This is a genomic window from Pseudarthrobacter equi (assembly GCF_900105535.1).
Lineage (GTDB): Bacteria > Actinomycetota > Actinomycetes > Actinomycetales > Micrococcaceae > Arthrobacter > Arthrobacter equi.
This window is the reverse complement of the sequence record NZ_LT629779.1, coordinates 1690140-1714864: the sequence shown is the minus strand read 5'-3', so window position 1 is coordinate 1714864 and position 24725 is coordinate 1690140. Positions and strand designations below refer to the sequence as shown.

Sequence of the window (24725 nt, the reverse complement as noted above, 5' to 3'; positions counted from 1 at the left end):
GCCGGGCCTCCTGCCGGCGGAGGAGGCTAGCCCGCGTAGGGGTCGGCGATGCCGATGTACTGGGTGTAGAGGTACTCCTCGATACCTTCGAGCCCGCCTTCACGGCCCAGGCCGGACTGCTTGACGCCGCCGAACGGTGCCGCGGCGTTGGAAATCACGCCGGCGTTCAGGCCGAGCATGCCCGTTTCGAGGCGTTCACCCATCCGGATGCCCCGGTTGAGGTCCTTGGTGAAGACGTACGCCACCAGGCCATATTCGGTGTTGTTGGCCAGGCGTACGGCGTCGTCCTCGCTGGAAAACGTGATGATGGGGGCCACCGGGCCGAAGATTTCCTCCGAAAGGATCCGGGTGCCTTCGCTGACTCCCGAGAGGATGGTGGGCTGGTAGAAGTAGCCGGGGCCATCCACCGGGGCGCCGCCCAGGACAGCCTTCGCGCCGGAGGCAACGGCGTCGGAAACCAGTTCGTGGACCTTGTCGCGGCTCTTGGCATCGATCAGCGGGCCCACCTTGGACTCGGGCTCGGTGCCGCGGGCGGTGGTCATCTCCTTCATCTTCGCGGCGAACTTCTCCGCGAACTCGCTGGCAACGGATTCGTGCACGATGAACCGGTTTGCAGCGGTGCAGGCCTCACCCATGTTGCGCAGCTTGGCCAGCATTGCACCGGCGACGGCAGCATCCAGGTCAGCATCCTCGAAGACGACGAACGGGGCATTGCCGCCGAGTTCCATCGAGGTCCGGAGTACGGTTTCAGACGCATCGGCAAGCAGCCGGCGGCCCACTTCGGTGGACCCGGTGAAGGAAAGCTTCCGCAGCCGGGCGTCCTTGATCAGCGGACCGGTCGTGGCGCCGGCGGTTGAGGTCGGAATGACGTTCAGGACACCGGCGGGCAGCCCGGCTTCCTGCATCACGGCGGCGAACAGCTGCGACGTCAGTGGCGTCAGGTTGGCCGATTTCAGGACCATGGTGCAGCCGGCGGCGACGGCCGGTGCGATCTTGCGGGTGGCCATGGCCAGCGGGAAGTTCCACGGCGTGATCAGCAGGCACGGGCCAACAGGCTTCTTGGTCACCAGCAGGCGGGACTTGCCGTCAGGGGCAACGGAGTAGCGGCCGAACGCGCGGACCGCTTCCTCGGAGAACCAACGCAGGAACTCTGCGCCGTAGGTGACCTCGCCGCGGGCCTCGGCCAGGGGCTTGCCCATCTCCATGGTCATCAGCAGCGCGAAGTCCTCGGCGCGCTCGGTCACAAGCTCGAATGCCCGGCGCAGGATCTCCCCACGCTCACGCGGCGGAACCTTTGCCCAGGACTCCTGCGCAGCCACCGCAGCGTCCAGGGCCGCGGCACCATCTTCGGCGCCGGCGTCGGCAATGCTCAGAAGCACCTTGCCGGTCGCGGGATCCTCGACGTCGAACGTCTTCCCGGAAGCGGCTTCACGCCACTCGCCATTGATCAGCAAACCGGTGGGAACGGAGGCCAGAAGCCGGCTTTCACGCTCGGCGGTAACAGCGGCCTGTGCAGTAACAGTCACGATGACTCCCTCGTCAGTAGGGTTGTGGCGGCCGTGGTGTCCTGCCGTAGCGGCGGAGCGACGGAGGCCGATTAACTGTCACACTACTGCGGGCACGGAGGAGGGGTCTACGCTCCGGCGCACTGCCCAATCACGGGTTTACTGTGCAGCTGCACAGCACTTTCCCAGCACGCGCCGTACGGGTTCGAGGTGGCCTCAGCGGGCGGCAAGGACGGCCGAATACAGCTCCCGTTTGCTGACCCTGACGTCCTCTGCCACGGCAGCCACTGCTTCCTTGAGCCTGATGCCCTGGGCCACCAGTTCGTTCACCGCCGCCACGTGGTCCTCCGGCGTGCCGGCGGCCTGCTCCGGCGCGCCACCGAGGACCACGGCAATCTCGCCGCGGACCTCGTTGTTTTCGGCCCAGTGCAGCAGCTCATCGAGGGAGCCCCGGATGACTTCCTCATAAGTCTTGGTCAGCTCCCGGCAGACCGCGACGGGCCGGTCCGGCCCGAAACGCTCGCGCAGCGCACGGAGCATTGCCTCAAGCCGGTGCGGCGCCTCGAAGAACACCATGGTCCGGCGCTCACCGGTGAGGTCTGCCAGCCGTCCGGCGCGTTCACCGGCTTTCCGAGGGAGGAAACCCTCAAAGCAAAACCGGTCAGTCGGCAGGCCGGACAGCGCCAGGGCAGTAAGGACGGCGGACGGGCCGGGGACGGCGGTGACCGTCAGTCCGGCGGCAACCGCACCTTCCACCAACCGGAAACCAGGATCGGATACCGACGGCATTCCTGCGTCGGTCACCATCACCAGCGTGCTGCCCGTCCGGACCTGGTCGAGGAGTTCCGCGGTGCGGGTCGCTTCGTTGTGCTCGTGGTAGCTGATGATCCTTCCGGCCACAGTGACGCCGAGGCTTTGGACCAGGCGGTGCAGCCGGCGGGTGTCCTCCGCGGCAACAATGTCCGCTGTCCCCAGGAGCTCAACCAGGCGCGCGGAGGCGTCGCCGACATTTCCGATGGGCGTGGCGGCAAGGACGATGCGCCCTGGGGCAGCAGGGCTGGCGGCTGGTGAGGTGTTGGGGGAAGAATCCACGCCACCAGCCTACTGCTGGGAAGGACTGCCAGCCGCAAAAGGTAGCATGGGGCTCGTGACGCAGACCTCGACGCGGCGGCCCGGAGCCGGAGAATCCGGAGCCGGACAACCCGCTCCCGCGGCGTCTGCAGGCACCCTTTCAGGGGTTGGTGAACAAGGTCCGCTCCGGTCCGGCCGCGGCAGGTCCCGGCCGTGGGTGGTCCGTCCGGCGGAGGCCTTCAGCGCCGACGGGCTCCGGGCGCGGCTGCTGGGCAATGTCCGGTCATGGCGGGAGTACCCGCCATCGCTGCGGATCTGGTTCGTCCTGGTGCCCGTCTTCACGGCGGTGGTGGCGGGAATCCTCCGCTTCTTCCGCCTGGACGCCCCGCACAAGCTGGTCTTCGACGAGACGTACTACGTCAAGGACGCCTACTCCTACCTCATCAGCGGCTACGAGCGCAGCTGGCCGGACAAGGCGAACGACTCCTTTAATGCCGGCAACCCGGATGTCCTGTTGAACTCCCCCGAATACGTTGTCCATCCGCCGGTAGGCAAGTGGATGATCGCCGCCGGAATGGCGCTTTTCGGCTCGGACAACCCCTTCGGCTGGCGCTTCGCGGCGGCCCTCACCGGAACCCTCTCGGTGCTGCTGGTCTCCCTCATCGCCCTCAAGCTCTTCAGGTCACTCCCTCTGGCCGGAGCCGCCGGCCTGCTGCTGGCGGTGGACGGACACCACTTGGTGATGTCACGCACCTCACTGCTGGACATCTTCCTGATGTTCTGGATCCTGGCGGCATTCGGGGCGCTCCTGATGGACCGGGACGATGGCCGGCGGAGGCTCGCTGCCCGGCTGGCCGCTGCCGCGGCACGCAACGGCGGACGTCCGCCGGTGGCAGAACTGCTGTCCGGCCCGTGGCTTGGCGTCCGCTGGTGGCGCATCAGCGCCGGCGTCTGCCTTGGCCTGGCCGTCGGCACCAAGTGGTCCGGCCTGTTCTTCCTGGCGGGCTTCGGGCTGCTCACCGTCTTCTGGGACCTCAATGCGCGGCGGGTGGCTGGCATCCGGGGCTGGATCAGCGGCGGAATCATCAAGGACGGCCTCCCCGCGTTCTTCAGTACGGTTCCGGTGGCCGCCGTCGTTTACTCGCTGACGTGGATCGGCTGGTTCCGGTCCGACAACGGCTACTTCCGCCACTGGGCAGAAAACAACCCCTCAGCAACGTGGGGCTGGTTGCCGGACGCTGTGCGGTCACTCGCCCATTACCACCAGGAGGCCTACACCTTCCACCAGGGCCTGAGTTCCGAGCATCCTTACGAGGCCAGCGCCTGGAGCTGGCTGGTACTGGGCCGGCCGACGTCGTTCTTCTATGAATCCCCGCAGCAGGGCACCCCCGGCTGCGACGTCGCCAAGTGCACCTCGGCCATCCTGTCCGTGGGCAACCCCCTGATCTGGTGGGCTGCGGCCATCTCCCTGGTTGTCCTGCTGTTCTGGTGGGCGGGCCGGCGCGACTGGCGCGCCGGCGCCATACTGGCCGGCGTTGCCGCAGGGTACCTGCCGTGGTTCATGTATCCGGACCGGACGATGTTCTATTTCTACGCGGTGTCTTTCGAGCCCTTCCTGGTGCTGGCTCTTGCCTATTGCCTGGGCCTTGTCCTCGGCAGGGCGTCCGATCCTCCGTGGCGCCGCCGCTCGGGGCTGTATCTGGTGGTCCTGTTCGTGGCGGCAGCGATCATGCTGTCCGCCTTCTTCTACCCTGTATGGGCAGCGGAGGTCATCCCCTACGACGCCTGGAGGGTCCGCATGTGGATGCCGTCATGGATCTAGGGCAGGATGGCATCAGACCCCAAATGGACGCCGCTGCCGCGGCCTGGCTGCGGAACGGAGACCTGTTGTGAGAGAAGCAAGCACTGAACTGTTGGTCGGGCTGGACGCCGCCAGCAACGTGACCGACCTGTTGCTGGAACGGCACGCCGCCAACCCCGCCCATGCTCTATACCGGCGCAAAGGGCCGAACGGGTGGGTGGATGTACCGGCCGGAAAGTTCCTGCAGGACGTCAGCGCACTCGCCAAGGGGCTGATCGCCGGCGGGCTCGAACCGGGCGACACTGTCGCCGTCATGTCTGCCACCTCCTACGAGTGGACCCTGGTGGATTTCGCCATCTGGTTCGCCGGCGGAGTGACCGTACCCATCTACGAAACATCCTCAGCCAGCCAGGTGGACTGGATCCTCCGCGATGCCGGAGCGCGCCGCGTCTTTGTCCAGGACCATGCCACGGCGGAACTTGTCAGCGGCGTGGTGGCCGGCTCGGCCACGCTCCGGGACCGTTTGGTCAACGTCATACGCATGGATTACGACGGCGAAGCGCCGCACCTCGCCAGCGTTTCGGCTGCGGGGGCGGGAGTCAGCGACGCCGAACTCGAACGGCAGCGGAGCACGGCGGGCCTCGACGACGTCGCGTCCCTGGTCTACACGTCCGGCACCACCGGCAGCCCCAAAGGGTGCGAGATCACCCACGGCAACTTCGCGCTGGTGGCCCGGAACATCGTGGCATTCCTGCCGGAGCTCCTGGTCCAGGACCAGTCCCGGACCCTGATGTTCCTGCCACTCGCCCACGTCCTTGCCCGGGCGGTGCAGGTGGTCTGCCTCTCCGCCGGGGCCACCCTGGGACACACCCAGGGCGCCGCGCAGCTGCTGGAGGACCTGGGCACGTTCAAGCCCACCTTCCTGCTGGTGGTCCCCCGGATCTTCGAAAAGGTCCGCGCCACCGCGGCGCATAAGGCAGCACTGGCCGGGAAGGGCCGGCTCTTCCACGCGGCCGTGGCTGCAGCGATCTCCTACTCCACCGAACAGGACCGGCAAAGCCGCGGCGAGGGGTCCGGGCCCGGGTTCGTCCTGCGGGTCCGGCACGGCCTTTTCGACCGGCTGCTCTATCCCCGACTGCGCCAGGCACTGGGCGGCCAGGTGGGTTACACCGTGTCCGGAGCCAGCCACCTTTCCCTGGAGGACGCACACTTCTTTCGCGGTGCAGGCATCCCGGTGCTGGAAGGGTACGGCCTGACCGAAACCACCGCGCCGTGCACAGCCAACACGCCCACCCGGACGCGCGTCGGGTCCGTGGGCATTCCGATTCCAGGCACCACTATCAGGGTGGCCCAGGATGGCGAGATCCTGGTCAAAGGCATTGGCGTGTTCAAGGGGTACCACAACAACCCACAGGCCAATGCCGAGGCGTTCGTGGATGGCTTCTTCCGCACCGGGGACCTCGGGGAGCTGGACCCGGACGGCTTCCTCACTGTCACGGGCCGGAAGAAGGACATCCTGGTCACGGCCGGCGGAAAGAACGTCGCCCCTGGGCCACTCGAAGACACCATCAGGGCGCACCAGCTGGTGGGCCACGCCGTGGTGGTGGGTGACGGCCAGAAGTTCGTGTCGGCGCTGATCACGCTGGACCCGGACGGGCTGGCCGACTGGAGGTCGGAGCGCGGGATGCAGCCACTGGAGCGCCAGGCCGCCGTCACAGACGCCGAGGTCCTCGCGGCCGTCCAGGAAGCGGTGGACCACGCCAACCTTTCGGTCTCAAAGGCCGAATCCATCCGCCGGTTCACGCTCCTGGACACGGAGTTCACAGTGGAATCCGGCCACCTGACGCCGTCGCTGAAGCTGAAGCGGTCCGCCGTCGTCAGCGATTTTGACGCCGAGATAGCGAAACTTTACGCCTGAGCGGGCTCCGCGGGTTCCTCCGCTGTCCGGGCCACGCCGCGACGGCGGCGCGTGGGCCAGGTGAGGATCAGGGTCACCAGCGACACGAGGAGCACCAGGCCCCCGATCACAATGCCTGCGTCCATCCAGAACTGGCCGGGGAACAGCCGGATCAGGGTGTCATCGAGGCTGAAGGTCCAGGATCCGTCAGCGAAGAAGATCCGGTGGAACTCGGTGAAGAACTGCTGCCAGCCCAGGAACGCCAGCGTGCCGAGTCCCAGGATGAGGACCAGCGTGACAATGGACCCGGCGAAGAGGCCCCGCCGGACTCCCCCGGCGCTGCGCTTGCGCAGATACAGGACGGCAATGACGCCCAGGATCAGCAGCAGGGTGCCCGCTCCGAAGGTGGAAAGGATCACGGTCTTGACGTCGGCCATGTGGCTGACTTCGCCGTCCTTGAACAGTTTGTCGCCGCTGCGGTGCACCAGGTCGCCGAGGTAGCGCGGACCGGCCCAGTTGCTCAGGTAGTCGACGGCGTAGGAGCCGTAGGTCATCCTGTCGTCCGTGCTGAACCCGTAGCCGTCGCCGGGAAACCCGGGGCGGTTGTATTCGATCCACAGGAACAGCGGGCTGGTCACTGCGCGGACGGCGAGCACCAGGAGGACCACCGGGAAGAAGATGGCAAGGAGGACCTGCATGACCCTCGGTGCCACCGGCTTGGCGTTGGCCGCGCTCTCACGCTCGGCGTTGCGCCGCGCCACTTCCTCTTCGGGTGGGCGGACAGAAAGCGCTGACGTGGGGAGCGGCTCGCGGAACGACCCGCCGTCGCCCTTGCCGGCAGGCTTGCTGGTGGATTGTGCCGCAGCAGAGGACCCTGCGGCGGAAGTCCCGGCGGCAGGGGACTGCACGGCCGCAGGTTTTTGGGTGGCTGATTCGTCGGCGGCTTCCGCGGCGCGGCGGCCGGACCTGCTGTCCGGCTGCTGGTCCACGGGCGTGGCCGCGCCTTCCGTGACGGTCCCATCCCCGGTGCGTGCCGGCGTCGGGCTCCCCTTTCCGGCGCCGTCGGCGGTGCGCGCCAGTGCCGGGGATTCCTTTCCGGTGCCGTCATTGACGGTCCGGTCCCGCGGGGTGGTGTCCTTGCCGGTGTCTCCGTTGTCCGCCGCGTCAGCCGCCATCCAGGAGAAGGCGGGCTCGTCCGAGTCCCCTGACGTATCCAGGAAAGGTTCGGGCTGCGGCTTGGCGCTTTTGGCGCGGGCCGGGGTCTCGTCTTTCACAACAGCGTCACTTCCGTTGGGGTGTCCGCGCCGCGCTGGGATAGGCTGGCGCGCTTCATCTGTTGTCGAGCCTACCGCCCGCTCCTTGACGCGGGCGAGGAACCACCCCGGCGCAATTACAACGATTCAGGCAGCGATTTCGGTGTAGCCTGCATCCTCGCGGCGCAGGTCGCCCCGCTCCCCCGCCAGGTAGGCGCGGCGGCCCCATACCAGGGCGTACGTCCAGTAGCAGGCCAGCACGGCGGCGCCGATGGCAATCTTCGCCCAGACTGGAAGCGGGCTGGGCGTGACGAACCCTTCCACGAGGCCGGACACGAAGAGCACCAGGACCAGGCCCAGCGCCACGGTGACCAGTGAACGGCCTTCCTCCGCCACAGCCCGCAGCCTGGTTCGTGGCCCCGGCGACACCATGGCCCAGAAGATCCGCAGGCCAGCGGCACAGGCAATGAAGACGGCGGTGAGTTCCATGAGGCCGTGCGGAAGGATGTAGCTGAAGAAGACGTCCGACTTGCCGGCAGCGGCAAAAATGCCAGCCGCCACACCTACGCCTTGGGCATTGGTGAAGAGGATGATGGGCACCCACACACCGGTGATGCCCAGGGCAACAGCCTGGGCACTGATCCAGGCGTTGTTGGTCCACACTGCCCCTGCGAAGGAAGCGGCAGGGTTCTCTGAGTAGTAGTCAATGAAGTCTTCTTCGACGTACTGCTTGGCCGCAGCCTCCGAAGCCACCGCGCGCAGGGCCTCGGGCGACGATCCGATCCAGACCGCGTAGGCGGCGCCAATGATGAGGAAGGCGGCCCCACAGGCAAGCGTCAGCCACGCCAGGCGGTAGAACGCTGCCGGCAGCGCGAGGACGAAGAACCGCTCGAGGTCTGCCATGGGGTTTGACCGTGCACCGGTGAACCGTGTCCGTGCCTGCGCCAGGGTGGCTGACAGGGATGCTGACAGGCCGCTTTCCGGGGCAACCGAGCGGATGAGTGACAGGTGGGCGGATGTGGCCTGGTACAGGGCAAGCAACTCATCGGCCTCCGGTCCGCTGAGCTTGCCCTTGTGGGCAAGCTCGTGCAGCCGCGACCACTTGTCCGCGTTGACGGCGGAGAAGGCGTCCATATCCACGGCACCAGCCTAGCGGCACCGCACTAGACTTTGACCGACTGCACCATAGCCGCAAGGAAACGGATACGCACGTGGGATCGATCATCACCGGTGAGGCCGTGGTCCTGGAACTGCGCCCCGCCTCCTTTGCGGCGCGCGCCCTGGGACTGTTCCTCGACGTCCTCTTCAATGTGGTCCTACTGGTGGTCATCCTGATCGGCCTCGCCACAGCCGGCGAAGACCTTGACGAGGCCGCCATGCGTGCGCTGGTCCTGTGCAGCGTGGTCTTCTGCCTGGTGGTTGTCCCGGTGGGGCTGGAAACACTGAGCCGGGGCCTGTCCCTGGGCAAGCTTGCCGCAGGCCTCCGGGTGGTGCGGGACGACGGCGGGGCCATCCGTTTCCGGCACGCCCTGATCCGTGGACTGACCGGCTTCCTCGAGGTCTACCTGACGTTCGGCGGCCTGGCCCTTGCCGTGGCACTTTTCAACGACAAGTCACGGCGGCTGGGCGACCTGATGGCGGGAACCTACGCAATCCGTACCAGGGTCGCTGCCGAGCGGCCGGTTCCGGTCTCCATCCCGCCAGGCCTGCGCGCCTGGGCCCGGACGGCGGACATCGGCCGCATACCGGATGCCACCGCACGCCGGGCGTCCCAGTTCATCCGCCAGGCCGCCAGAATGGCGCCGCTCTCCCGGGCAGGCATGGCCGCGTCCATCGCCACCGAACTCGCCGCCCACGTGGCCCCCGGGCCGCCGCCGGGGACAGGCCCGGACGACTACCTTGCCGCCGTCGTGGCCGAGCGGCGGAACCGGGAACTCACCAAACTTGCCCGGCAGCGCCAACGCAACACGGAGGTCGGCGAGCGGCTGCAGCGGCTGCCTTTCGGCAGCTGACGTCAGTTGTCGTATTCAGCCCAGGGGATGTTCCAGTCGCCGTACCCGTCATCGTGGGCGGCGTAGTCCCCCTCGGTGTTAATGATGTTGACCACGTCGCCGGTGCCCATGTTGTCGAAGACCCAGGCGGCGCCGTCGGGGGCGAACCCGATGCAGCCGTGCGAGACGTTCGTATTGCCGATGTAAGGGAAGGCGGATTCAAGCGCCTGGTGGATGTAGGCCCCGCTGAGCGTCAGCCTTATGGTGTACTCCACATCCACGTCACCGTAGTAGGCCGGGTCGCCGGGTTTCAGCCCGATGCTGGAGGCGCGGAAGTGGTCGAACCGGTTCTTTTCCATGAGGACCCCGTAGCCGCGGGCTGACGGGAACCGCTTGTCCCCCATGCTGACGGGCAGGGTCTTCACCGGCTGGTCGTTCACGCTGAGGGTGAAGGTGTGTGCGGTGGCGTCCGCCACGGCCACCTTCTTGTCCCCGATGTTGACCTTCACTTTTTTGTCGAAGTTGGCGATCTGGCCGTTGCCCAGGTCCACGCCGAACATCTGCATGTCCATGGTGACGGTGGAATTCGCGGCCCAGAAGTTTTCCGCCCGGTACCGCACCATCTTGTCGCTGTACCAGTGGAAAGCGCCCACCTGCCCGGCGCTGCTGGTGATCTTGATGGCCTTCTCCACGGCGTCCCGGTTGAGTACGGGTTCGCTGAAGATGATCTGCAGCGGCTGGCCCACGCCCACCTTCATTCCGTCCAGCGGGTACACGGCGGCGTCAGCCTCGTGCGAACTGGAGACGGTGCTGAACTGCTGGGTGGTGCTCGTTTCGCGTCCCGCGCCGTCCTTCACCACGAACGTGTAGCTGTAGTCGGTGTTGAACTTCAGCGGCGCGGTGGCGGTCCATCCGGTGCCTGCAGGGTCGATGCTGCCATCCACCTTTTCGCCGGCAGTGCTGGTCAGCGTTACGCGCTCGATGGTGCCGTTGCTGATCTTCAACGACACGGGGGCCGCGGGGTTGACCTGCTTGGCGCCGTTGGCCGGGGAAGCCTCGGACTTCACCGCAGCCACCACCGGTGAGGCGATGCCGGGAGAGGTCCGGGTAGCGGACCCGGCTTCGGATTCCAGGTCCCCGCCGGCAAGACCGGGCGCGACGGCGGCGAACACGCCGCCGGCAGCCGCGAGGATGCACACCACGGCGATGATGAGCATCTTCTTGAGGGACCGGGGGCGGCGGGGCTGGACTTCAGGCTCCATTATCAGATCCTAGGCGCTGGAAGTAACGGCCCGGGCGCGGAGGGCGCCCGGGCACCTTACTTCTTGGTAACGGCTTGTTGGCGTCGGCTTCTAGTACCGGTAGTGCTCGGGCTTGTACGGGCCGGCGGCGTCAATGTCCAGGTACTCAGCCTGGTCCTTCGTCAGCTCGGTCAGTTCCACACCCAGGGCGTCCAGGTGCAGGCGGGCCACCTTCTCGTCCAGGACCTTGGGCAGGACGTAGACCTGGTTCGCGTACTCGCGCTCGTCAGCGGGCTGGTCCTTCTTGGTCCACAGCTCGATCTGGGCGATGGTCTGGTTCGCAAAGGAGTTGCTCATCACGAAGGAGGGGTGGCCGGTGGCGTTGCCCAGGTTCAGCAGGCGCCCCTCGGACAGGACAATGATGGAACGCTCGGAGCCGGTGCCCTGGTCAAAGACCCATTCGTGCACCTGCGGCTTGATCTCCACTTTGCTGACGCCGGGGACCTTGGCCAGTCCGGCGATGTCGATCTCGTTGTCGAAGTGGCCGATGTTGCCCACGATCGCTTTGTTCTTCATGCCCACCATGTGCTCGGCCATGATGACGTCCTTGTTGCCCGTGGTGGTGATGAAGATGTCACCCTGGGCGAGCACGGATTCAAGCTTGGCCACCTGGTAGCCGTCCATGGCTGCCTGGAGTGCGCAGATGGGGTCAATTTCGGTGACGATCACGCGTGAGCCCTGGCCACGGAGGGCTTCCGCCGCGCCCTTGCCGACGTCGCCGTAGCCGCAGACGACGGCGACCTTGCCGCCCATGAGGACGTCAGTTGCCCGGTTGATGCCGTCCGGGAGCGAGTGGCGGATGCCGTACTTGTTGTCGAACTTGCTCTTGGTGACGGAGTCGTTGACGTTGATGGCCGGGAAGAGCAGCTTTCCCTGCTCGGCGAGCTGGTACAGGCGGTGGACGCCGGTGGTGGTTTCCTCGCTCACGCCCTTGATGGTGGCGGCGATCCGGGTCCACTTCTGCGGATCGGCTGCCAGCGACCGGCGCAGGACGTCGAGGAAGATGCCATATTCCTCGGAGTCGGTGGGATCTGCTGACGGAACGTTGCCGACTGCTTCGAACTCCACGCCCTTGTGCACCAGCATGGTGGCGTCGCCGCCGTCGTCGAGGATCATGTTGGGGCCGAGCTCCGGGTTGGTCTCGGCACCCGGCCAGGTGAGGATCTGTTCTGCGGTCCACCAGTATTCCTCAAGCGTTTCGCCCTTCCAGGCGAAGACCGGGACGCCCTGGGGGTCCTCCACCGTTCCCTTGCCCACGACGACGGCTGCGGCGGCCTCGTCCTGGGTGGAGAAGATGTTGCAGGACGCCCAGCGGACCTCGGCACCGAGCGCGGTGAGGGTCTCGATCAGCACGGCGGTCTGTACAGTCATGTGCAGGGAGCCCGCGATGCGGGCACCCTTCAGCGGCTGGCTGGCGCCGAATTCCTCGCGGAGGGACATCAGGCCGGGCATCTCGTGCTCGGCCAGGCGGATCTGGTGCCTTCCGGCCTCGGCCAGGGAGATATCGGCAACTTTGTAATCGAAGGTCATGGATGGTCCTTTGCTGTGTCCGGGAAAATCATGAAAAGGCCGCATCAGCGTTTCCGGAGGGCCTGGAAATGGAAGTTGTTCGTGTTCCGCTGAGGGCGGGGCTCCGGGAGTAATGCACCGGGGCCGGCGGTTTTAGCGGACGGCGCCTTCGGCGGGGTCGGAGTCGTGCTGGTCGGACCCGGCGGCCGTCGCGGCAGCCAGGAGTTCCGGGGGCAGGAGGAGGGGAATGCCGTCCTCGATGGCGTAGCGGGGCTTCACGCCGTCCGCCGCCGCGGCCGTGGCGACCAGTTCCTCGCCTTCCTGCACCAGGGGCGAGCCCGTGACGGGGCAACGCAGGACAGACAACAGTTCGGAACTGATTTTTGGCATAGGTTCAGGCTCCCTGGCGGGCGCGCTCGCGCCGGTAGCGGAAATGGTGTGCAGGTTCCAGCCTACCGCCAGAAAGGGCTCAGGACGGCTCGCGAAGGATGCGCAGGTGTCCCCTTCGGATCCCTTCGGCCCCGGCAGGCGCCTCCAAGGCGGAATGCTGGCCGCGCTGCGCGGGTTGCTGCGGCGCCTGGGCCGGCACCGCTGCCGCCTCCCGTACCGCGTTGGCCAGGGCGAGGAGATCGTCCGGGCCGGGCTGCTGCGGAGTCGAGGGCATGGCCAGCCGCAGGACCTCCCAGCCGCGGGGAACGGTCAGCGAGTCGGCGTGTTGTTCGCAGAGGTCGTAGCAATGCGGTTCTGCGTATGTGGCAAGGGGACCCAGGACAGCGGTGGAGTCCGCGTACACATACGTCAGGGTGGCCACCGCCGATTGGCGGCAGGCAGATCTTGAACACTGACGGATAGCTCCCACGACATCACAGACTACTCTGCGCCCAAGCCAAAACGCCGCATTGGGGCCCGTGCCCGGACGCGCCTTCGCTGCGGGGCGAATCTGTCGCGGAATCCCCGGTCCGGGTTTAAAGTCAATGTATGCAGTCATCGAACCAGAATTCAGGCCTGACGGTCCGGTTGGCTGACCCGGATGCCGATTCCACCACCGGGGCGTCCGCAGCTGGCCGGAGCTTCATGCGGCGCCGGCGGAACCGTCACGGCCGTGGCCTGCGCGGGGAAGTCATGCTTCCCACCCACCCCGGCTACCGGACGCGCGGCGACCGCTTCGATGACATGGTGCTGGACTCGGCCCAGCGGCTGCACGATATCTGGGGAAAGACCCTGGACGGCGTCAGGTTCGGCGTTGATGAGATTCCACCGGAGCTGGAACTCCTGGCCGCCACCGGCGCACCCGCACCCATGGGCGCCTACACGCCGGCGGCCGGGGATGACGGGCCGCTGATCACCGTCTACCGGCGCGTCGTGGAACAGGCCTGCCCGGGTGTGGAGGAACTCCAGGACATGGTTCACGACGTCGTCGTTGAGCACACTGCCGAGATGCTGGGCGTGGCGCCCGAAACCCTGGACCCGGTGTACCGGCGCCGCTATTGAACGCGCAGGCGGGTCAGTAGCCCAGGGCTACCGGGACCGTTTCCTGTCCGGCGGCTGCAGCCTGGAACGGCAGCGATGAGACGTCGCTGCGGCCATCCTGTCCCACCAAGACCGCACCGTACGCGGCGTCGCCGGATGCTGACACCACGTAGCCCACAACCTCGGCACCGTCTGCCTCATTGGGAACGGTGATGGAGGCTGTGGTTCCGCCGGCGATGTCGGCGGTGGCCGGTGCCTTTACCTTGCCGTCGGCGGTAATCGCGGCGTAGGTGATGGTGGCCCTGGCGTCGAGGGCGCCGAATACGAGCTGGCGGGTGCCGCCCTTGGGCACGGCCACCACATGCTGGCTGCCCAGCCGGATTCCGGATGCCGCCCAGGCGAGGTCCGAGGGCTGGTTCGCCTGCAGCCCGCGGGTGATGCGCGTTGCCGCCACAAACGAAACGTCGGACGACGCCGCTACGGTGTAATTCCCGGCCGGCACCCCGGCCAGGGATACTTCGGTAATGGAGTTGGCTTTGGCTGTGATCACGCCGCCGGAGGGGAGTGCCTTTTGGCCGTCCCGGCCATAGAGCTTGACCTCGACCACGGCGTCGGACGGCCCCGGCACGGTGATCTCCAGCGCGGGGGCGGCGTCTGCATACCCGGGCTTGCCGGTCAGCGCGGCGATACCGGCGGCGTCCTGGATGTCAACGCCGGTCATCACCTGGCGGACGGCAGGCGCGGTGCCCGGCGTGATGAAGTCCACTCCCCCGGGTGTCAGGCCGCGCAGGACACTCTGCTGGATGGCCGCCGCAATGGGACCGCCGGTGCTGCGGACACGGACACTCAGCTGTTCCTCGCCGGGCGCCAGCCCGGCCAGCACCACTGAACGTGTGGTTCCCGGCGCCACCAGCAGGCCGCGGCTTCCCGGCGCCTGGATCTGCCCCTTCCCGCCGAACAGCTCGAGGCTGACGGTGGCCGGGCTGCTGGATGCATTGCTCAGGACCAGCACCGATGTACGGCCCACGGTGGTACTGGCTCCGGCAAGCCATTGGTCGTTGGAGGGCTGCAGGCAGTTGGCCGCAGCCGAACCCTGCAGGTCACCGTCCGTTGCCCTGAAGATCATGGCCCCCGCGGCGGACGCCTTCTGGTTGGCCACGGCGTCGGCGCTGAGGACAGTGACCGAATCCACGCCACGGCCCGACACCGTACCGGCCAGCAGCTCCTGCCGCGGGCCTTCGGACGCCGGTGCGCCCGGAGCCTTGGCGATCTCGACGGCGGTGGCCCCGTCCAGCCGCGACAGCCGGCTTCCGGGTACCACCCCCGCAGTCCCCAGTACCGCGCCGGTCACGCTGGTGGCGGCGGTGTCCGACTCGGGGCTGAACTGCGGATCGGTTCCTGCTTCGGTGCCTTCCAGGAGGCGGGCCGGGCCCGGGCACACACCCACGCTGGTTCCGGCGGGAACAGCGGCAGCAGCAGGCTGGACGCTTCGGCTGGAAGCGGCCTTGGGCAGCAATGAACCTGCGGCAACGACGCCTCCGGCGCACGCCAGGACAAGGACGGCTGTGGCAGCCCCCGCAAGGGCCGCCTTCCGCCGCTTCCCGCCGGCGGGGGCATCTGCCGCGCCGGAGTCCTTCTGGCCTTGCAGGCCGTTCCGGTCCTGCCCCGATCCGGCATCGGCTGCGGCGGGACGGGTGGGGTGCTCATGCATTCTGCTTTTCCTTACGCAGGGCGCCTTCGTCACGTGACAGCCCGGTCCTGGGCCTGTTGACCGGCATGGGAATGGCGAGCATGACCGTCAGGCCGATGACCGTGATCTGGGCTGCTCCAATCCACCAGGACCAGGGGTTTTCGTAGCGGACTGTCAGCTGTCCGCCCGAAGCAGGCAGCGTGAACGCCTGCGCCCATCCTGACGTGGTGGATGTGAGCTTCCGGCCATCAAGCCAGGCGGTCCAGCCGGCATCGGCGCGTTCGGCCAGGACAACCAGACGGCCTTCCGGGCCACCGGAAACGGAGGTGTCGACGTCGTTCACCCCCGATGGCACCATGGCCAGTGTGGCGCCGTTGCTGTCTGTAATCCGGACACGGTGGGCAACTTCCGCCGCCTGCGTGGCGGACTGGTTCCGGGACGTGATGCGCCAGAGCCAGCCCACGTCGGTCTGTCCCACAGCCACAAGCCCCGGGACTGCGTCCATCCGGCTTGCGGTCAGTTGAGCCGCGGTATCGGCGGAGCGCAGGACCACGAATCCGGCGCCGAGCTTCTCAAGGTCTTCGCGCGGGTCAACGCCCTGCCCGGCAACCAGCGTGGCCACTACCCTCCGCACGGACGCTGTGACGTCGTCGTCGCCGCGCACCGTTTCGGCTCCCGCAGCACCCGTGATGCCCCGGGCAGCGGCGATAGCGGACAGGCTGTCCAGCGTGGTTCCCGCACCACGCATCAGGGACGCGTCGTAGGTACCGTCTTCGCGGGTACCGATCAGCAGTGTCCGTGTCTGCTCAGCGCCGGTTCCGCGGTCGATTGCGGTGGCTGGAAGGGTGCGGATACCGGCCGCCTCTACGAGCCTGGCGGTACCGAGCCCGGGTGCTTCGGATTCTTCGGGAACGGCTGGCGCCGCGGTCGCTGTGCCGGTCCGGAGCAGGTTTTGGGCGGACCATGCGGCCATGCTGACGACCGGCCCCACAAGAAGCACCGCCATGCCCACTGCTACGGCCGCATTGGCTGCCGTTGCACGGCGCGGTTTCCTGGCGGCGGCCCGGCCGGCAGCGTTCAGGAGCCGTTCCGCTCCGAGCAGGCCCGCACCCAGGAGGGCAAACGCGGCGGCGGACACGGCAGGTCCGGTGAATGGGCTAACGAGGCTGTCAGCGGTGGCACCAGTGGCCACCTGGGTGGCCAGCCATCCGCAGGCCAGCGCTATGGTGGCCGCTGCCCACAGCGCCCGCACCGTCCCGGACCCGCGTCCCGTGGCGAAAAGGGCCACGACTGCAAGGATGAGTACCGGTGCCGCCAGGAGGACCACCAATGCCAGGGCCCACGGCAGCGCGCCGTCCGCAAAGAGCGGCAACCCCACTAGCCCCTTGGCGGGGTCGAACGCCAGCGGCTGGCCCAGGAGCTGCTGCCAGAGCGGGGCAGCCGCGAAGGGCAGGGGCATGCCGGGGTCGGCCAACAGGGCACGCGGCCTATCGAGAACTGAAATGCCGAACGGGATGAACAAAGCAGCGCTGGGCAGGAGGGCCCACCAAACGGTGCGGCCGCGGCGGCCCATCCGAAGCCCACAGATAATGATGACCAGGGCTGCCGGGACCAGGAGGGAAGGCGCGGAAGCAACCGTGACGGCGAGGGCAAGCCCCGCCGCGGCCGCGGCAGTCCAGGAAGGTGTTCCGTTGATTCCCGGCCGGACGGCCGGTTTGTCAGCTGCACGCAGGCCTGGTTGCGGTACTGCATGGCGGCCGTGGCCCACGGCGGAACCCGTGGCCCGCAGCAGGGCCAGGACAACCAAGGGAACCATCAGGTGCGCCACGAGGGCTCCGGCCCGCCCCTGGTTCAGGGCAACCTGCAGGGCCGGCGCAGCCGACCAGAACAGCGCGGCAACCAGGCGAAGTCGCCGCCGGGTGGTCAACCCGCCTGCGGCGAACCATGCCGTCAGTCCGGACAGTGGCGTGCCAAGGATGATAAGCCACGCCATGGCGGCGTTCGCGTTGCCGCCTCCCAGTACCCCCAGGATCCACAGCACGTAGTCGAAGGGGTCTCCGTGGCCGGGAAGTCCCGCACCAAGATTGATCCACCAGCCGGAGGCGTTCTGCCAAATGTCCCCCAGGCCAGTGGAGATGGGAATGAGGCCACCGCCGGCCACAGCCTCAGCACGGAGAAGGCCTGCCAGGCCCAACAGCGAGGCAAGGGAAGCGATGATGAAGGCGGCCAGGGCACCGTTGCCCACCCAGCCGCGCTTCCGGGTTGCCAGTGCGGCGAAATCGTCTGCGGAGTCACCCGTGGGCTGGTGTGCCAGGGGGTCCTGTTCAAGTTCATCTGCGGGGTTGTCGTCCGCGCCAATGGCTTCCATCAGGGAACGCCGGTGGCTCCAGACTTCCCGTCGCGGCGTCTGGAGCTTGCGGATCACGGACCGGCGGATGCGCCGGGTCTGCCGCGCCGACTTCCTTGCCCGGGCAATGGTTCGTGGCCGCACCAGGGCGGCGAAGGTGGCAGCGATTTGCGTGATTCCGTGGGCCGGGTCCTTCACCACGATGCTCAGGACCAGCCTGAAGAGGCTTCCGAGCAGGGCTCCCACAGCATGCACCGGGACCATCCACAAAGGCGCGTGCTTCAGCCGCAGGTGTACCTGGGCCTTTCTGGCTGCTGCCGGGTTACCCAGGCCGTGCGGCCTGTGCGCCACGTGGAACATCCGGGCTGCCGGTACCACGACAACCCGGTGCCCTGCCAGGCGGTTCCGCCAGCAAAAATCGACGTCGTCCCCGGTGCCCGGGAGCCCGGGGTCGAACCCGCCCAGCTGCTCCCACACGTCCCGCCGCACGAGCATACCCGCCGAGTTGACGGCGAAGGTGTCGCTGCGGCCGTCGTACTGGCCCTGGTCAAGCTCGTCGGCGTCGATGAGCGTCAGCCGTTCCGCCCACCTGCTGGTGGACAGCCCGACGTCGATGAGCTTACGTTCCTCGTGCCAGTCCAGTTGCTTGCAGCCGGCAACGGTCACTGACGGCGCACGTTCCACGGCACCGAGCAGTTCGGCCAGGGCCTCCGGGGCGGGTGAGGCGTCGTCGTGGAGCAGCCAGATCCACTCCGGTTTGCGGTCGGCCCTGCCTGCCCCGCCCGGGGCCAGCTCCGAAAGGGCTGCGGACACAGCGGCGCCCATGCCGCCCTTCCCGTGATCATGGGAGACGACATGGGCTCGGCCCAAGGTGTTTTCGAGAAGGGTCCGGGAGTCGTCACCGGACCCTGTATCGACGCCTATTGCATAGTCGACCGGCCGGGTCTGGTCCGCTAGACCTGCAAGCGTTCTGGGGAGATAGGCACTGCCGTTGTGGGCAACCACAACGGCAGTGACATGGACATCCTGGTGAATTAGACCGCTCGCTTCCTCAGTCGTCGGCGCTCACGCTCGGAAAGGCCTCCCCAGATGCCGAACCGTTCGTCATTGGCCAACGCGTACTCCAGGCACTGGGAGCGGACGTTGCACGCACCGCAGACCTTCTTGGCGTCACGGGTGGAGCCGCCCTTTTCCGGAAAGAAAGCTTCAGGATCGGTTTGGGCGCACAGGGCGTCCGTCTGCCAGCCCAGCTCCCCTTCGTCGTCGAAGTCCTGCTGGAACGGCAGGCCGATCCACACCGGCTGCACCGTTCCCGGAGCAGCGAGTTCCATGGGCGGATCGAGTTCGTCTTCCGGTTCCGCGCCGCCATCGAGAAGGGCTTCGTGGGCTGCCAGGAAGGCAGTGGCCTGGTCTTCAAGTGCAGTGCCGGTGTTGCTGTTGTAGCGTTCAGCGGCGGCGGGATCGGCGGGATCCACGTACCAATCACTGGGCACCCCCCGGGCACGGTACCTTGCCGTAGCCTGTCCGGCCACGACGGCATCTTCCTGGATACGCTCTGCTTGCCCCACGGCGACCCTCCTGATGTTGCAGCCACTGCCTGGATACGTGGACACTCGGTTGTGTGCCGGTATTTACGCAGTTGCCTTTAGATATCTAATTACACGTGTGTAACTAAGGCGAGTCAAGCCGCAGCCGGGATAATAATCAGTGACCGCGGCGAACCACGTGCACGCCACGCCCGGGAATTTTTACCCCCTGGCGACGCCACCCCCCACTCCCACCGGCCAAAAGGACGGAAAGCGGGCTGGAATCGCTGTCGCCGCGCGAAAATAGCGTCCTTCGAAGAAATTAGCAAGCCCGCTTACTACTTCGTGTGATAAAGATCTCATATGGCACCGGCCCCCTGATGTCGGCACCACCGCGCCGGATGACCGGCACGGCGGCCAGTGGCAGGATGGAGGCATGACTACTCCGGCAATCCAGCTGATGAACAGCCTCCGCTCAGGCAACTCCACTGCACCGCGGCTGACGTGGTACGGGCCGGAGGGCGAGCGCGTGGAACTTTCCGGCCGGGTCCTGGACAACTGGGTAGCGAAGACCAGCAACCTGCTGCAGGATGAGCTCGATGCCGAGCCCGGCATGAAGATCAGGCTGGCCCTGCCCGCGCATTGGAAAACGATGGTGTGGGCCCTTGCCGCGTGGCAACTGGGCCTGGAAACCGTCCTGGAGGGCGAGGGCGCCGACTTCCTCGTCACTGCCGACCCCGACCTGCTGAACGGAAAGGCGGCCGGGCAGGAAGCGGCAGAAGGGACTTACGACGCCGTGATCGCCGTCGCGCTTCCCGCCCTGGCCATGCGGTGGCCGGGTGAGCTCGCCGGCGGCTGCCTCGACTACGCGGCCGAAGTACGCCTCCATGGAGATGTTTTCCTGGCGCATGCCGATCCCGATCCCCTGGCGCGGGCCATCTCAGGATCGGACGGCCGTGAGCACCTACAGCGGGACCTGCTGGAGGGATTCGCCGCCAGCCATGACGGCGGCGTTCGGCTGCACATTCCGGCCGCGGACGGCCTGGAGTCGGCGCTGGCCGATGCCCTCGGGGCATGGAAGCAGGACGGATCCGTGGTGATCACCCATCCGGACGTCCAGCTGACCGACAAGCTGCTCACCGCCGAACGCATCCACGGCAACTGACACCGGCCAGGGGCCGGCAATGGCCAGCTAGGACTTGGCCGGACCGTCCGCGGACGGCTGGCGCTCGTTGTCTGCGGCCACCGGCGCACCGTGGTGGTGCATTTCGATGAGCTCGTGGTCGTGCGAGAATTCCGGCTCTTCGTCCAGCTCCTTGTTGAACACGAGGAAGCGGTAGGCGAAGAAGCGCACCACGGTGGCCACCAGGATGCCCACCACACCGGCCAGGAACAGCAGGTTCTTGTCGGTGACGCCGAGCCCGTACTTGGCCAGGGCCGTGAATCCGGTGGAGATGCCGATGCCAATGCCGTTGATGAGGACGAACATGACGAACTCGCGCAGCACATTGTCCTGGCGTCGGTGGCGGAAGGTCCAGAAACGGTTGGCGATCCACGAGAAGACGGTAGCCACCGTGGCGCCAACGAACCGCGCCTTCGCTTCGCTGTCCGTCATGGGGCCGTGCATGAGGTAATACGTCAGGCCGTTGTCAATGACGAAGGCCACACCGCCCACCGCCCCAAATTTGGCAACCTCGCGCCAAAACAGCGACGCCAGGCCCCGGATGCGGTCTGCAAGTGCGGAAATCATGACCCTCCAAGGCCGTATAACGTGTGGGCCTTTTGGCCAGAGATCCATTTTAGCGCCTCGAACCTTGGAGGAGCCTCCCAATAAACCTCGCTTGAGGGGCCGCGTTACCTCGAATCTCGCTTTCCGCCACGGCCGGAAGCCGGGTTCTCCAGCGGTTTTCGGTAGGCTGGCAGATGTGACTTTTCCAGTAATAGGTGTTGTTGGCGGCGGCCAGCTTGCCCGAATGATGGCCCCAGCCGCGACTGCCCTCGGCTTCGAACTTCGAGTCCTGGCGGAAGGTGAGGACGTCTCTGCCGTCTCCGCGGTGTCCACTTCCCCGGTGGGAGACTACAAGGACCTGCAGACGCTCCTGGACTTTGCCAAGGACCTCGACGTCATGACCTTTGACCACGAGCACGTCCCGGCTGCCCACCTCCGGGCACTTCAGGAGGCCGGAGTCAACATCCAGCCAGGCCCCGACGCCCTCATTCACGCCCAGGACAAACTGGTGATGCGGGCAGCCATTGACCGGCTGGAACTGCCCAACCCGGTGTGGGCCTCCGTTGACGACGTTGCTGCCCTGGTGCGCTTCGGCGATGACACCGGCTGGCCTGTAGTCCTGAAGACTCCGCGCGGGGGCTACGACGGCAAGGGCGTCAGGATCGTCGGGTCGGCGGACGAGGCGGCCGAAACAGCCGACTGGTTCGCTGCCATGAGCCCGCTCCTGGCGGAGGCCAAGGTGGAGTTTACCCGGGAGCTTTCAGCGCTGGTGGCACGGACCCCCGACGGCGAGGCCCGTGCCTGGCCTGTTGTCCACACCATCCAGGTGGACGGCGTGTGCGACGAAGTCATCGCCCCCGCACAGGACATCCCCGTGGAGGTTGCGGCAGCAGCCGAGGACGCCGCGCTGCGGATCGCCGCAGAACTTGGTGTGACCGGTGTGCTGGCGGTGGAACTGTTTGAGACTCCCGGGACCGGGGCGGGCTTCCTGATCAATGAGTTGGCGATGCGCCCGCACAACACCGGGCACTGGACCCAGGACGGGGCAGTGACCAGCCAGTTTGAGCAGCACCTGCGTGCAGTCCTGAACCTTCCACTGGGTGCTACCGATGCGCTGGCTCCGGTAACAGTCATGAAGAACTTCCTGGGCGGCGACAACCAGGACCTGTATGCGGCATTCCCGCAGGCCCTGGCCAGCGAACCGGCGGCCAAGGTGCACTGCTACGGCAAGTCGGTGCGGCCCGGCCGCAAGATCGGCCACGTCAATCTGGTGGGCGCCTCCACCACGGAAGTAGAGTCAGTGCGGCGCCGGGCCGGGATTGTGGCCGGCATCATCCGTGACGGGCGGGCACCTGCAGAAGAGCCGCCCATGACATTCGAGGAGAACGCATGAGCGCCCCCACCACACCGGCCAACGGATCCGCGGCAAGTCCCCTGGTAGGGCTGGTCATGGGCTCCGATTCGGATTGGCCCGTCATGGAAGCGGCGGCTGAAGCGCTGGCAGAATTCGGCATCCCGTTCGAGGCCGATGTGGTGTCGGCGCACCGGATGCCCACGGAGATGATCCGGTACGGCCAGACCGCCCACGAGCGCGGCCTTCGCGTGATCATCGCCGGTGCCGGCGGCGCGGCACACCTGCCCGGCATGCTGGCCAGCGTCACTCCCCTGCCGGTCATCGGGGTGCCTGTTCCGCTGAAGACGCTGGACGGCATGGACTCCCTGCTGTCCATCGTCCAGATGCCCGCCGGCGTGCCCGTAGCCACGGTGTCCATCGCCGGAGCCCGCAACGCAGGCCTGCTGGCCGTGCGCATGCTGGCTTCCGGGACCGACGAACTCGCCGCGTCCCTTCGCGCGGACCTGCTCGAGTTCGCCGCGGACCTCAACGCTGTGGCCTCCCGCAAGGGTGCCAACCTCCGGCAGAAGGTCAGCGAGGTCTTCGCCGAGGGCAGCGGAACACTGCGGGGCAACCGTTAGGACCGCCGGAATGTCCAGCAGCAAGGTCCCCCAGTCCGGGTCTGACACGTCCCTGACAGACCCGGTCCGCTACCCGGTGAGCGCTTCGCCGCCGGTGCGGACCAAGCGCGCGTTCGTCCTGATCCTGCTGACGCTGTTCGTTCCGGGCAGCGCGCAGCTCGTGGCGGGCGACCGCAAACTGGGGCGGACGGCGCTGCGCGTGACGCTCTGCGCCTGGGCGGCCATCGTCCTTGCGCTCCTGCTGCTGCTCTTCAACCGGCCACTGCTCATCAACGTCATCACCAACCAGTTCGCCTCGCTGGTGATCATCCTCGTCCTGGTGGCCCTCGCCATCGGCTGGGCTGTCCTGTTCATCAATACCCTGCGGCTCATCCGGCCTGTGCTGCTGGTTCCCGGCGCGCGGCCGGGCGTCGGCATCGCCCTGGTCCTGGCGCTGGTCATCAGCAGCGGATCCCTGGGCTACTCGGCGTACCTGCTCAACGTGGGGCGCAACGCCATTGGCAGCATCTTCTCCTCCGGTCCGGCCATCGATCCCGTGGACGGACGCTACAACTTCCTCATGATGGGCGGCGACGCCGGTGATGACCGCACCGGCCGCCGGCCGGACAGCCTGTCGGTGCTCAGCGTCGATGCCAAGACCGGGCAGACGGCCATCATCTCCATTCCCCGCAACTTCCAGAACGCCCAGTTCAGTGAGGGCTCGCCCATGCGGTCGGTCTACCCGGACGGCTACAACTGCGGCGACGAATGCCTGATCAACGCCATCAACACCGAAGTCACCAACCAGTACGCGGACCTTTACCCGGGCGTTGCCGACCCCGGCGCCCAGGCCACCATGGAAGCGGTGTCCGGAACGCTGGGGATGCCCATCCAGGCCTACGTGCTGGTGGACATGGAAGGGTTCTCCACGCTCATCGACGCCATGGGCGGGATCAGGATCAAGGCCGGCGGCTGGGTTCCCATGAGCGGCTACTTCGACGAAGCCACCAAGACGCACGGCATGCCGCTCGGCTGGATCCCGGCCGGCGAGCAGACCCTGAACGGCGACCAGGCGCTGTGGTACGGACGGTCCCGCGAGTACGTGGACGACTACGCCCGGATCCAGCGCCAGCAGTGCGTGCAGCAGGCCATGCTCAAGCAGCTCGATCCGGCCACCCTCCTCGCCAAGTTCGAGGACATTGCCAAGGCCGGAACCAAGGTAGTCGACTCCAACATCTCCTCGTCGCAGCTGGGCAGCTTTGTGGACCTCGCCATGAAGGCCAAGGGCAAGGAGGCCAAGCGCCTCACCCTCGGCCCGCCGGACTTCGATGCATCGTTCTCCACGGTGCCGGACTTCGACCAGATCCACGAGCGGGTGGACCAGTTGCTGGCCTCCGCATCCGGCGCCCAGTCGGCAGGAACGGCCGACGACGTCATGGCAGTACCAGCCGCGGGCGGCGGGCACGTGCAAGCATCCGGCAGCCGCTCCCCCGACGTGCTGCAGGCCGGCGGGAGCACTGCGCAGCAGGCCACCCCGGCGCCGTCGGACTTCACCCCGGTGACCACCACGCCCGACGGCGAACCGATCACTGCCGAGATGCTGAACCAGCTCAAGAGCGAAGGCAACGAGGAAGCCATCCGGCAGCTCGTAGCAACGAACGGCCAGTGCGCGCCGCTCTAGC

20 protein-coding genes are annotated in these 24725 nt (G+C 67.2%); 8 read left to right on the top strand and 12 right to left on the bottom strand.

What is annotated here, in order from left to right; all coding sequences use genetic code 11:
* Nucleotides 1–26 precede the first annotated feature (26 nt).
* Together BLT71_RS07820 and rsmI are read right to left on the bottom strand one after the other, a co-directional pair.
* Nucleotides 27–1526, bottom strand: a complete 1500-nt coding sequence (locus BLT71_RS07820; protein WP_091719027.1) for an NAD-dependent succinate-semialdehyde dehydrogenase — start codon at nt 1524–1526, stop codon at nt 27–29.
* Nucleotides 1527–1721: 195 nt separating this feature from the next.
* Nucleotides 1722–2597: a 16S rRNA (cytidine(1402)-2'-O)-methyltransferase gene (rsmI, locus tag BLT71_RS07815; protein WP_091719026.1), complete on the bottom strand. Its 876-nt coding sequence runs from the start codon at nt 2595–2597 to the stop codon at nt 1722–1724.
* 46 nt (nt 2598–2643) lie between these two features.
* Between rsmI and BLT71_RS07810 the strand changes: the two genes are divergently transcribed.
* Together BLT71_RS07810 and BLT71_RS07805 are read left to right on the top strand one after the other, a co-directional pair.
* Entirely contained in the window at nt 2644–4398 is a 1755-nt protein-coding gene (locus BLT71_RS07810; protein WP_091719024.1) for a dolichyl-phosphate-mannose--protein mannosyltransferase, read from the top strand.
* Nucleotides 4399–4465: 67 nt separating this feature from the next.
* Nucleotides 4466–6295 carry an AMP-dependent synthetase/ligase gene (locus BLT71_RS07805; RefSeq protein ID WP_091719022.1) on the top strand — a complete coding sequence of 610 codons (1830 nt, stop codon included), beginning with the start codon at nt 4466–4468 and terminating at the stop codon, nt 6293–6295.
* On the opposite strand, the gene BLT71_RS07800 is transcribed toward BLT71_RS07805, so the two are convergent.
* Both BLT71_RS07800 and BLT71_RS07795 read right to left on the bottom strand, forming a co-directional pair.
* Nucleotides 6286–7548 carry a TIGR01906 family membrane protein gene (locus BLT71_RS07800; protein ID WP_091719020.1) on the bottom strand — a complete coding sequence of 421 codons (1263 nt, stop codon included), beginning with the start codon at nt 7546–7548 and terminating at the stop codon, nt 6286–6288. The genes BLT71_RS07805 and BLT71_RS07800 overlap by 10 nt on opposite strands.
* A 126-nt stretch (nt 7549–7674) precedes the next feature.
* On the bottom strand, nt 7675–8667 hold the full coding sequence (locus tag BLT71_RS07795; protein WP_197676734.1) for a stage II sporulation protein M: 993 nt from the start codon (nt 8665–8667) through the stop codon (nt 7675–7677).
* Between the two features lie 71 nt (nt 8668–8738).
* Between BLT71_RS07795 and BLT71_RS07790 the strand changes: the two genes are divergently transcribed.
* The gene (locus BLT71_RS07790) at nt 8739–9539 is read left to right on the top strand and encodes an RDD family protein (RefSeq protein WP_091719016.1); all 801 of its coding nucleotides are present in this window, start codon (nt 8739–8741) and stop codon (nt 9537–9539) included.
* 2 nt (nt 9540–9541) lie between these two features.
* Here BLT71_RS07790 and BLT71_RS07785 read toward each other — a convergent pair whose 3' ends face one another.
* The 4 genes from BLT71_RS07785 to BLT71_RS07770 all read right to left on the bottom strand — a co-directional run bounded on the left by BLT71_RS07785 (nt 9542) and on the right by BLT71_RS07770 (nt 13187).
* A complete protein-coding gene (locus BLT71_RS07785) occupies nt 9542–10780 on the bottom strand; it encodes a L,D-transpeptidase (protein ID WP_091719014.1) in 1239 nt (412 codons plus the stop codon).
* Nucleotides 10781–10870: 90 nt separating this feature from the next.
* A complete protein-coding gene (gene ahcY / locus BLT71_RS07780; RefSeq protein WP_091719011.1) occupies nt 10871–12349 on the bottom strand; it encodes an adenosylhomocysteinase in 1479 nt (492 codons plus the stop codon).
* Nucleotides 12350–12481: 132 nt separating this feature from the next.
* Nucleotides 12482–12718, bottom strand: coding sequence for a Trm112 family protein (locus tag BLT71_RS07775; protein ID WP_091719009.1), 237 nt, complete (start codon nt 12716–12718; stop codon nt 12482–12484).
* A 79-nt stretch (nt 12719–12797) separates the two neighbouring features.
* Nucleotides 12798–13187, bottom strand: coding sequence for a DUF3499 domain-containing protein (locus BLT71_RS07770; RefSeq protein ID WP_091719007.1), 390 nt, complete (start codon nt 13185–13187; stop codon nt 12798–12800).
* A 119-nt stretch (nt 13188–13306) separates the two neighbouring features.
* On the opposite strand from BLT71_RS07770, the gene BLT71_RS07765 reads away from it, so the two are divergent.
* A complete protein-coding gene (locus BLT71_RS07765; protein WP_091719005.1) occupies nt 13307–13819 on the top strand; it encodes a metallopeptidase family protein in 513 nt (170 codons plus the stop codon).
* A gap of 13 nt (nt 13820–13832) precedes the next feature.
* On the opposite strand, the gene BLT71_RS07760 is transcribed toward BLT71_RS07765, so the two are convergent.
* From BLT71_RS07760 to BLT71_RS07750, 3 genes are read right to left on the bottom strand one after another with little or no spacing between them, the layout of a single operon-like run.
* Nucleotides 13833–15509: a DUF5719 family protein gene (locus BLT71_RS07760; RefSeq protein WP_091719003.1), complete on the bottom strand. Its 1677-nt coding sequence runs from the start codon at nt 15507–15509 to the stop codon at nt 13833–13835.
* Nucleotides 15502–18840 carry a glycosyltransferase family 2 protein gene (locus BLT71_RS07755; RefSeq protein WP_091719001.1) on the bottom strand — a complete coding sequence of 1113 codons (3339 nt, stop codon included), beginning with the start codon at nt 18838–18840 and terminating at the stop codon, nt 15502–15504. The genes BLT71_RS07760 and BLT71_RS07755 overlap by 8 nt, the downstream gene beginning before the upstream one ends.
* Nucleotides 18841–18869: 29 nt before the next feature.
* Nucleotides 18870–19403, bottom strand: a complete 534-nt coding sequence (locus BLT71_RS07750) for a WhiB family transcriptional regulator (protein WP_091719000.1) — start codon at nt 19401–19403, stop codon at nt 18870–18872.
* A gap of 394 nt (nt 19404–19797) precedes the next feature.
* Here BLT71_RS07750 and BLT71_RS07745 point away from each other — a divergent pair, with 394 nt between their 5' ends.
* The gene (locus tag BLT71_RS07745) at nt 19798–20526 is read left to right on the top strand and encodes a TIGR03089 family protein (protein WP_091718998.1); all 729 of its coding nucleotides are present in this window, start codon (nt 19798–19800) and stop codon (nt 20524–20526) included.
* 27 nt (nt 20527–20553) lie between these two features.
* On the opposite strand, the gene BLT71_RS07740 is transcribed toward BLT71_RS07745, so the two are convergent.
* Nucleotides 20554–21111 carry a GtrA family protein gene (locus tag BLT71_RS07740; RefSeq protein WP_091718997.1) on the bottom strand — a complete coding sequence of 186 codons (558 nt, stop codon included), beginning with the start codon at nt 21109–21111 and terminating at the stop codon, nt 20554–20556.
* A gap of 175 nt (nt 21112–21286) precedes the next feature.
* Here BLT71_RS07740 and BLT71_RS07735 point away from each other — a divergent pair, with 175 nt between their 5' ends.
* The 3 genes from BLT71_RS07735 to BLT71_RS07725 are packed head-to-tail and all read left to right on the top strand — an operon-like array spanning nt 21287 to nt 24724.
* Complete coding sequence (locus tag BLT71_RS07735; RefSeq protein ID WP_091718995.1) at nt 21287–22483, top strand: 5-(carboxyamino)imidazole ribonucleotide synthase; 1197 nt, start codon at nt 21287–21289, stop codon at nt 22481–22483.
* A complete protein-coding gene (gene purE / locus BLT71_RS07730; protein ID WP_091718993.1) occupies nt 22480–23064 on the top strand; it encodes a 5-(carboxyamino)imidazole ribonucleotide mutase in 585 nt (194 codons plus the stop codon). The genes BLT71_RS07735 and purE overlap by 4 nt, the downstream gene beginning before the upstream one ends.
* Nucleotides 23065–23074: 10 nt before the next feature.
* The gene (locus tag BLT71_RS07725; RefSeq protein ID WP_091718991.1) at nt 23075–24724 is read left to right on the top strand and encodes an LCP family protein; all 1650 of its coding nucleotides are present in this window, start codon (nt 23075–23077) and stop codon (nt 24722–24724) included.
* Nucleotide 24725 lies beyond the last annotated feature (1 nt).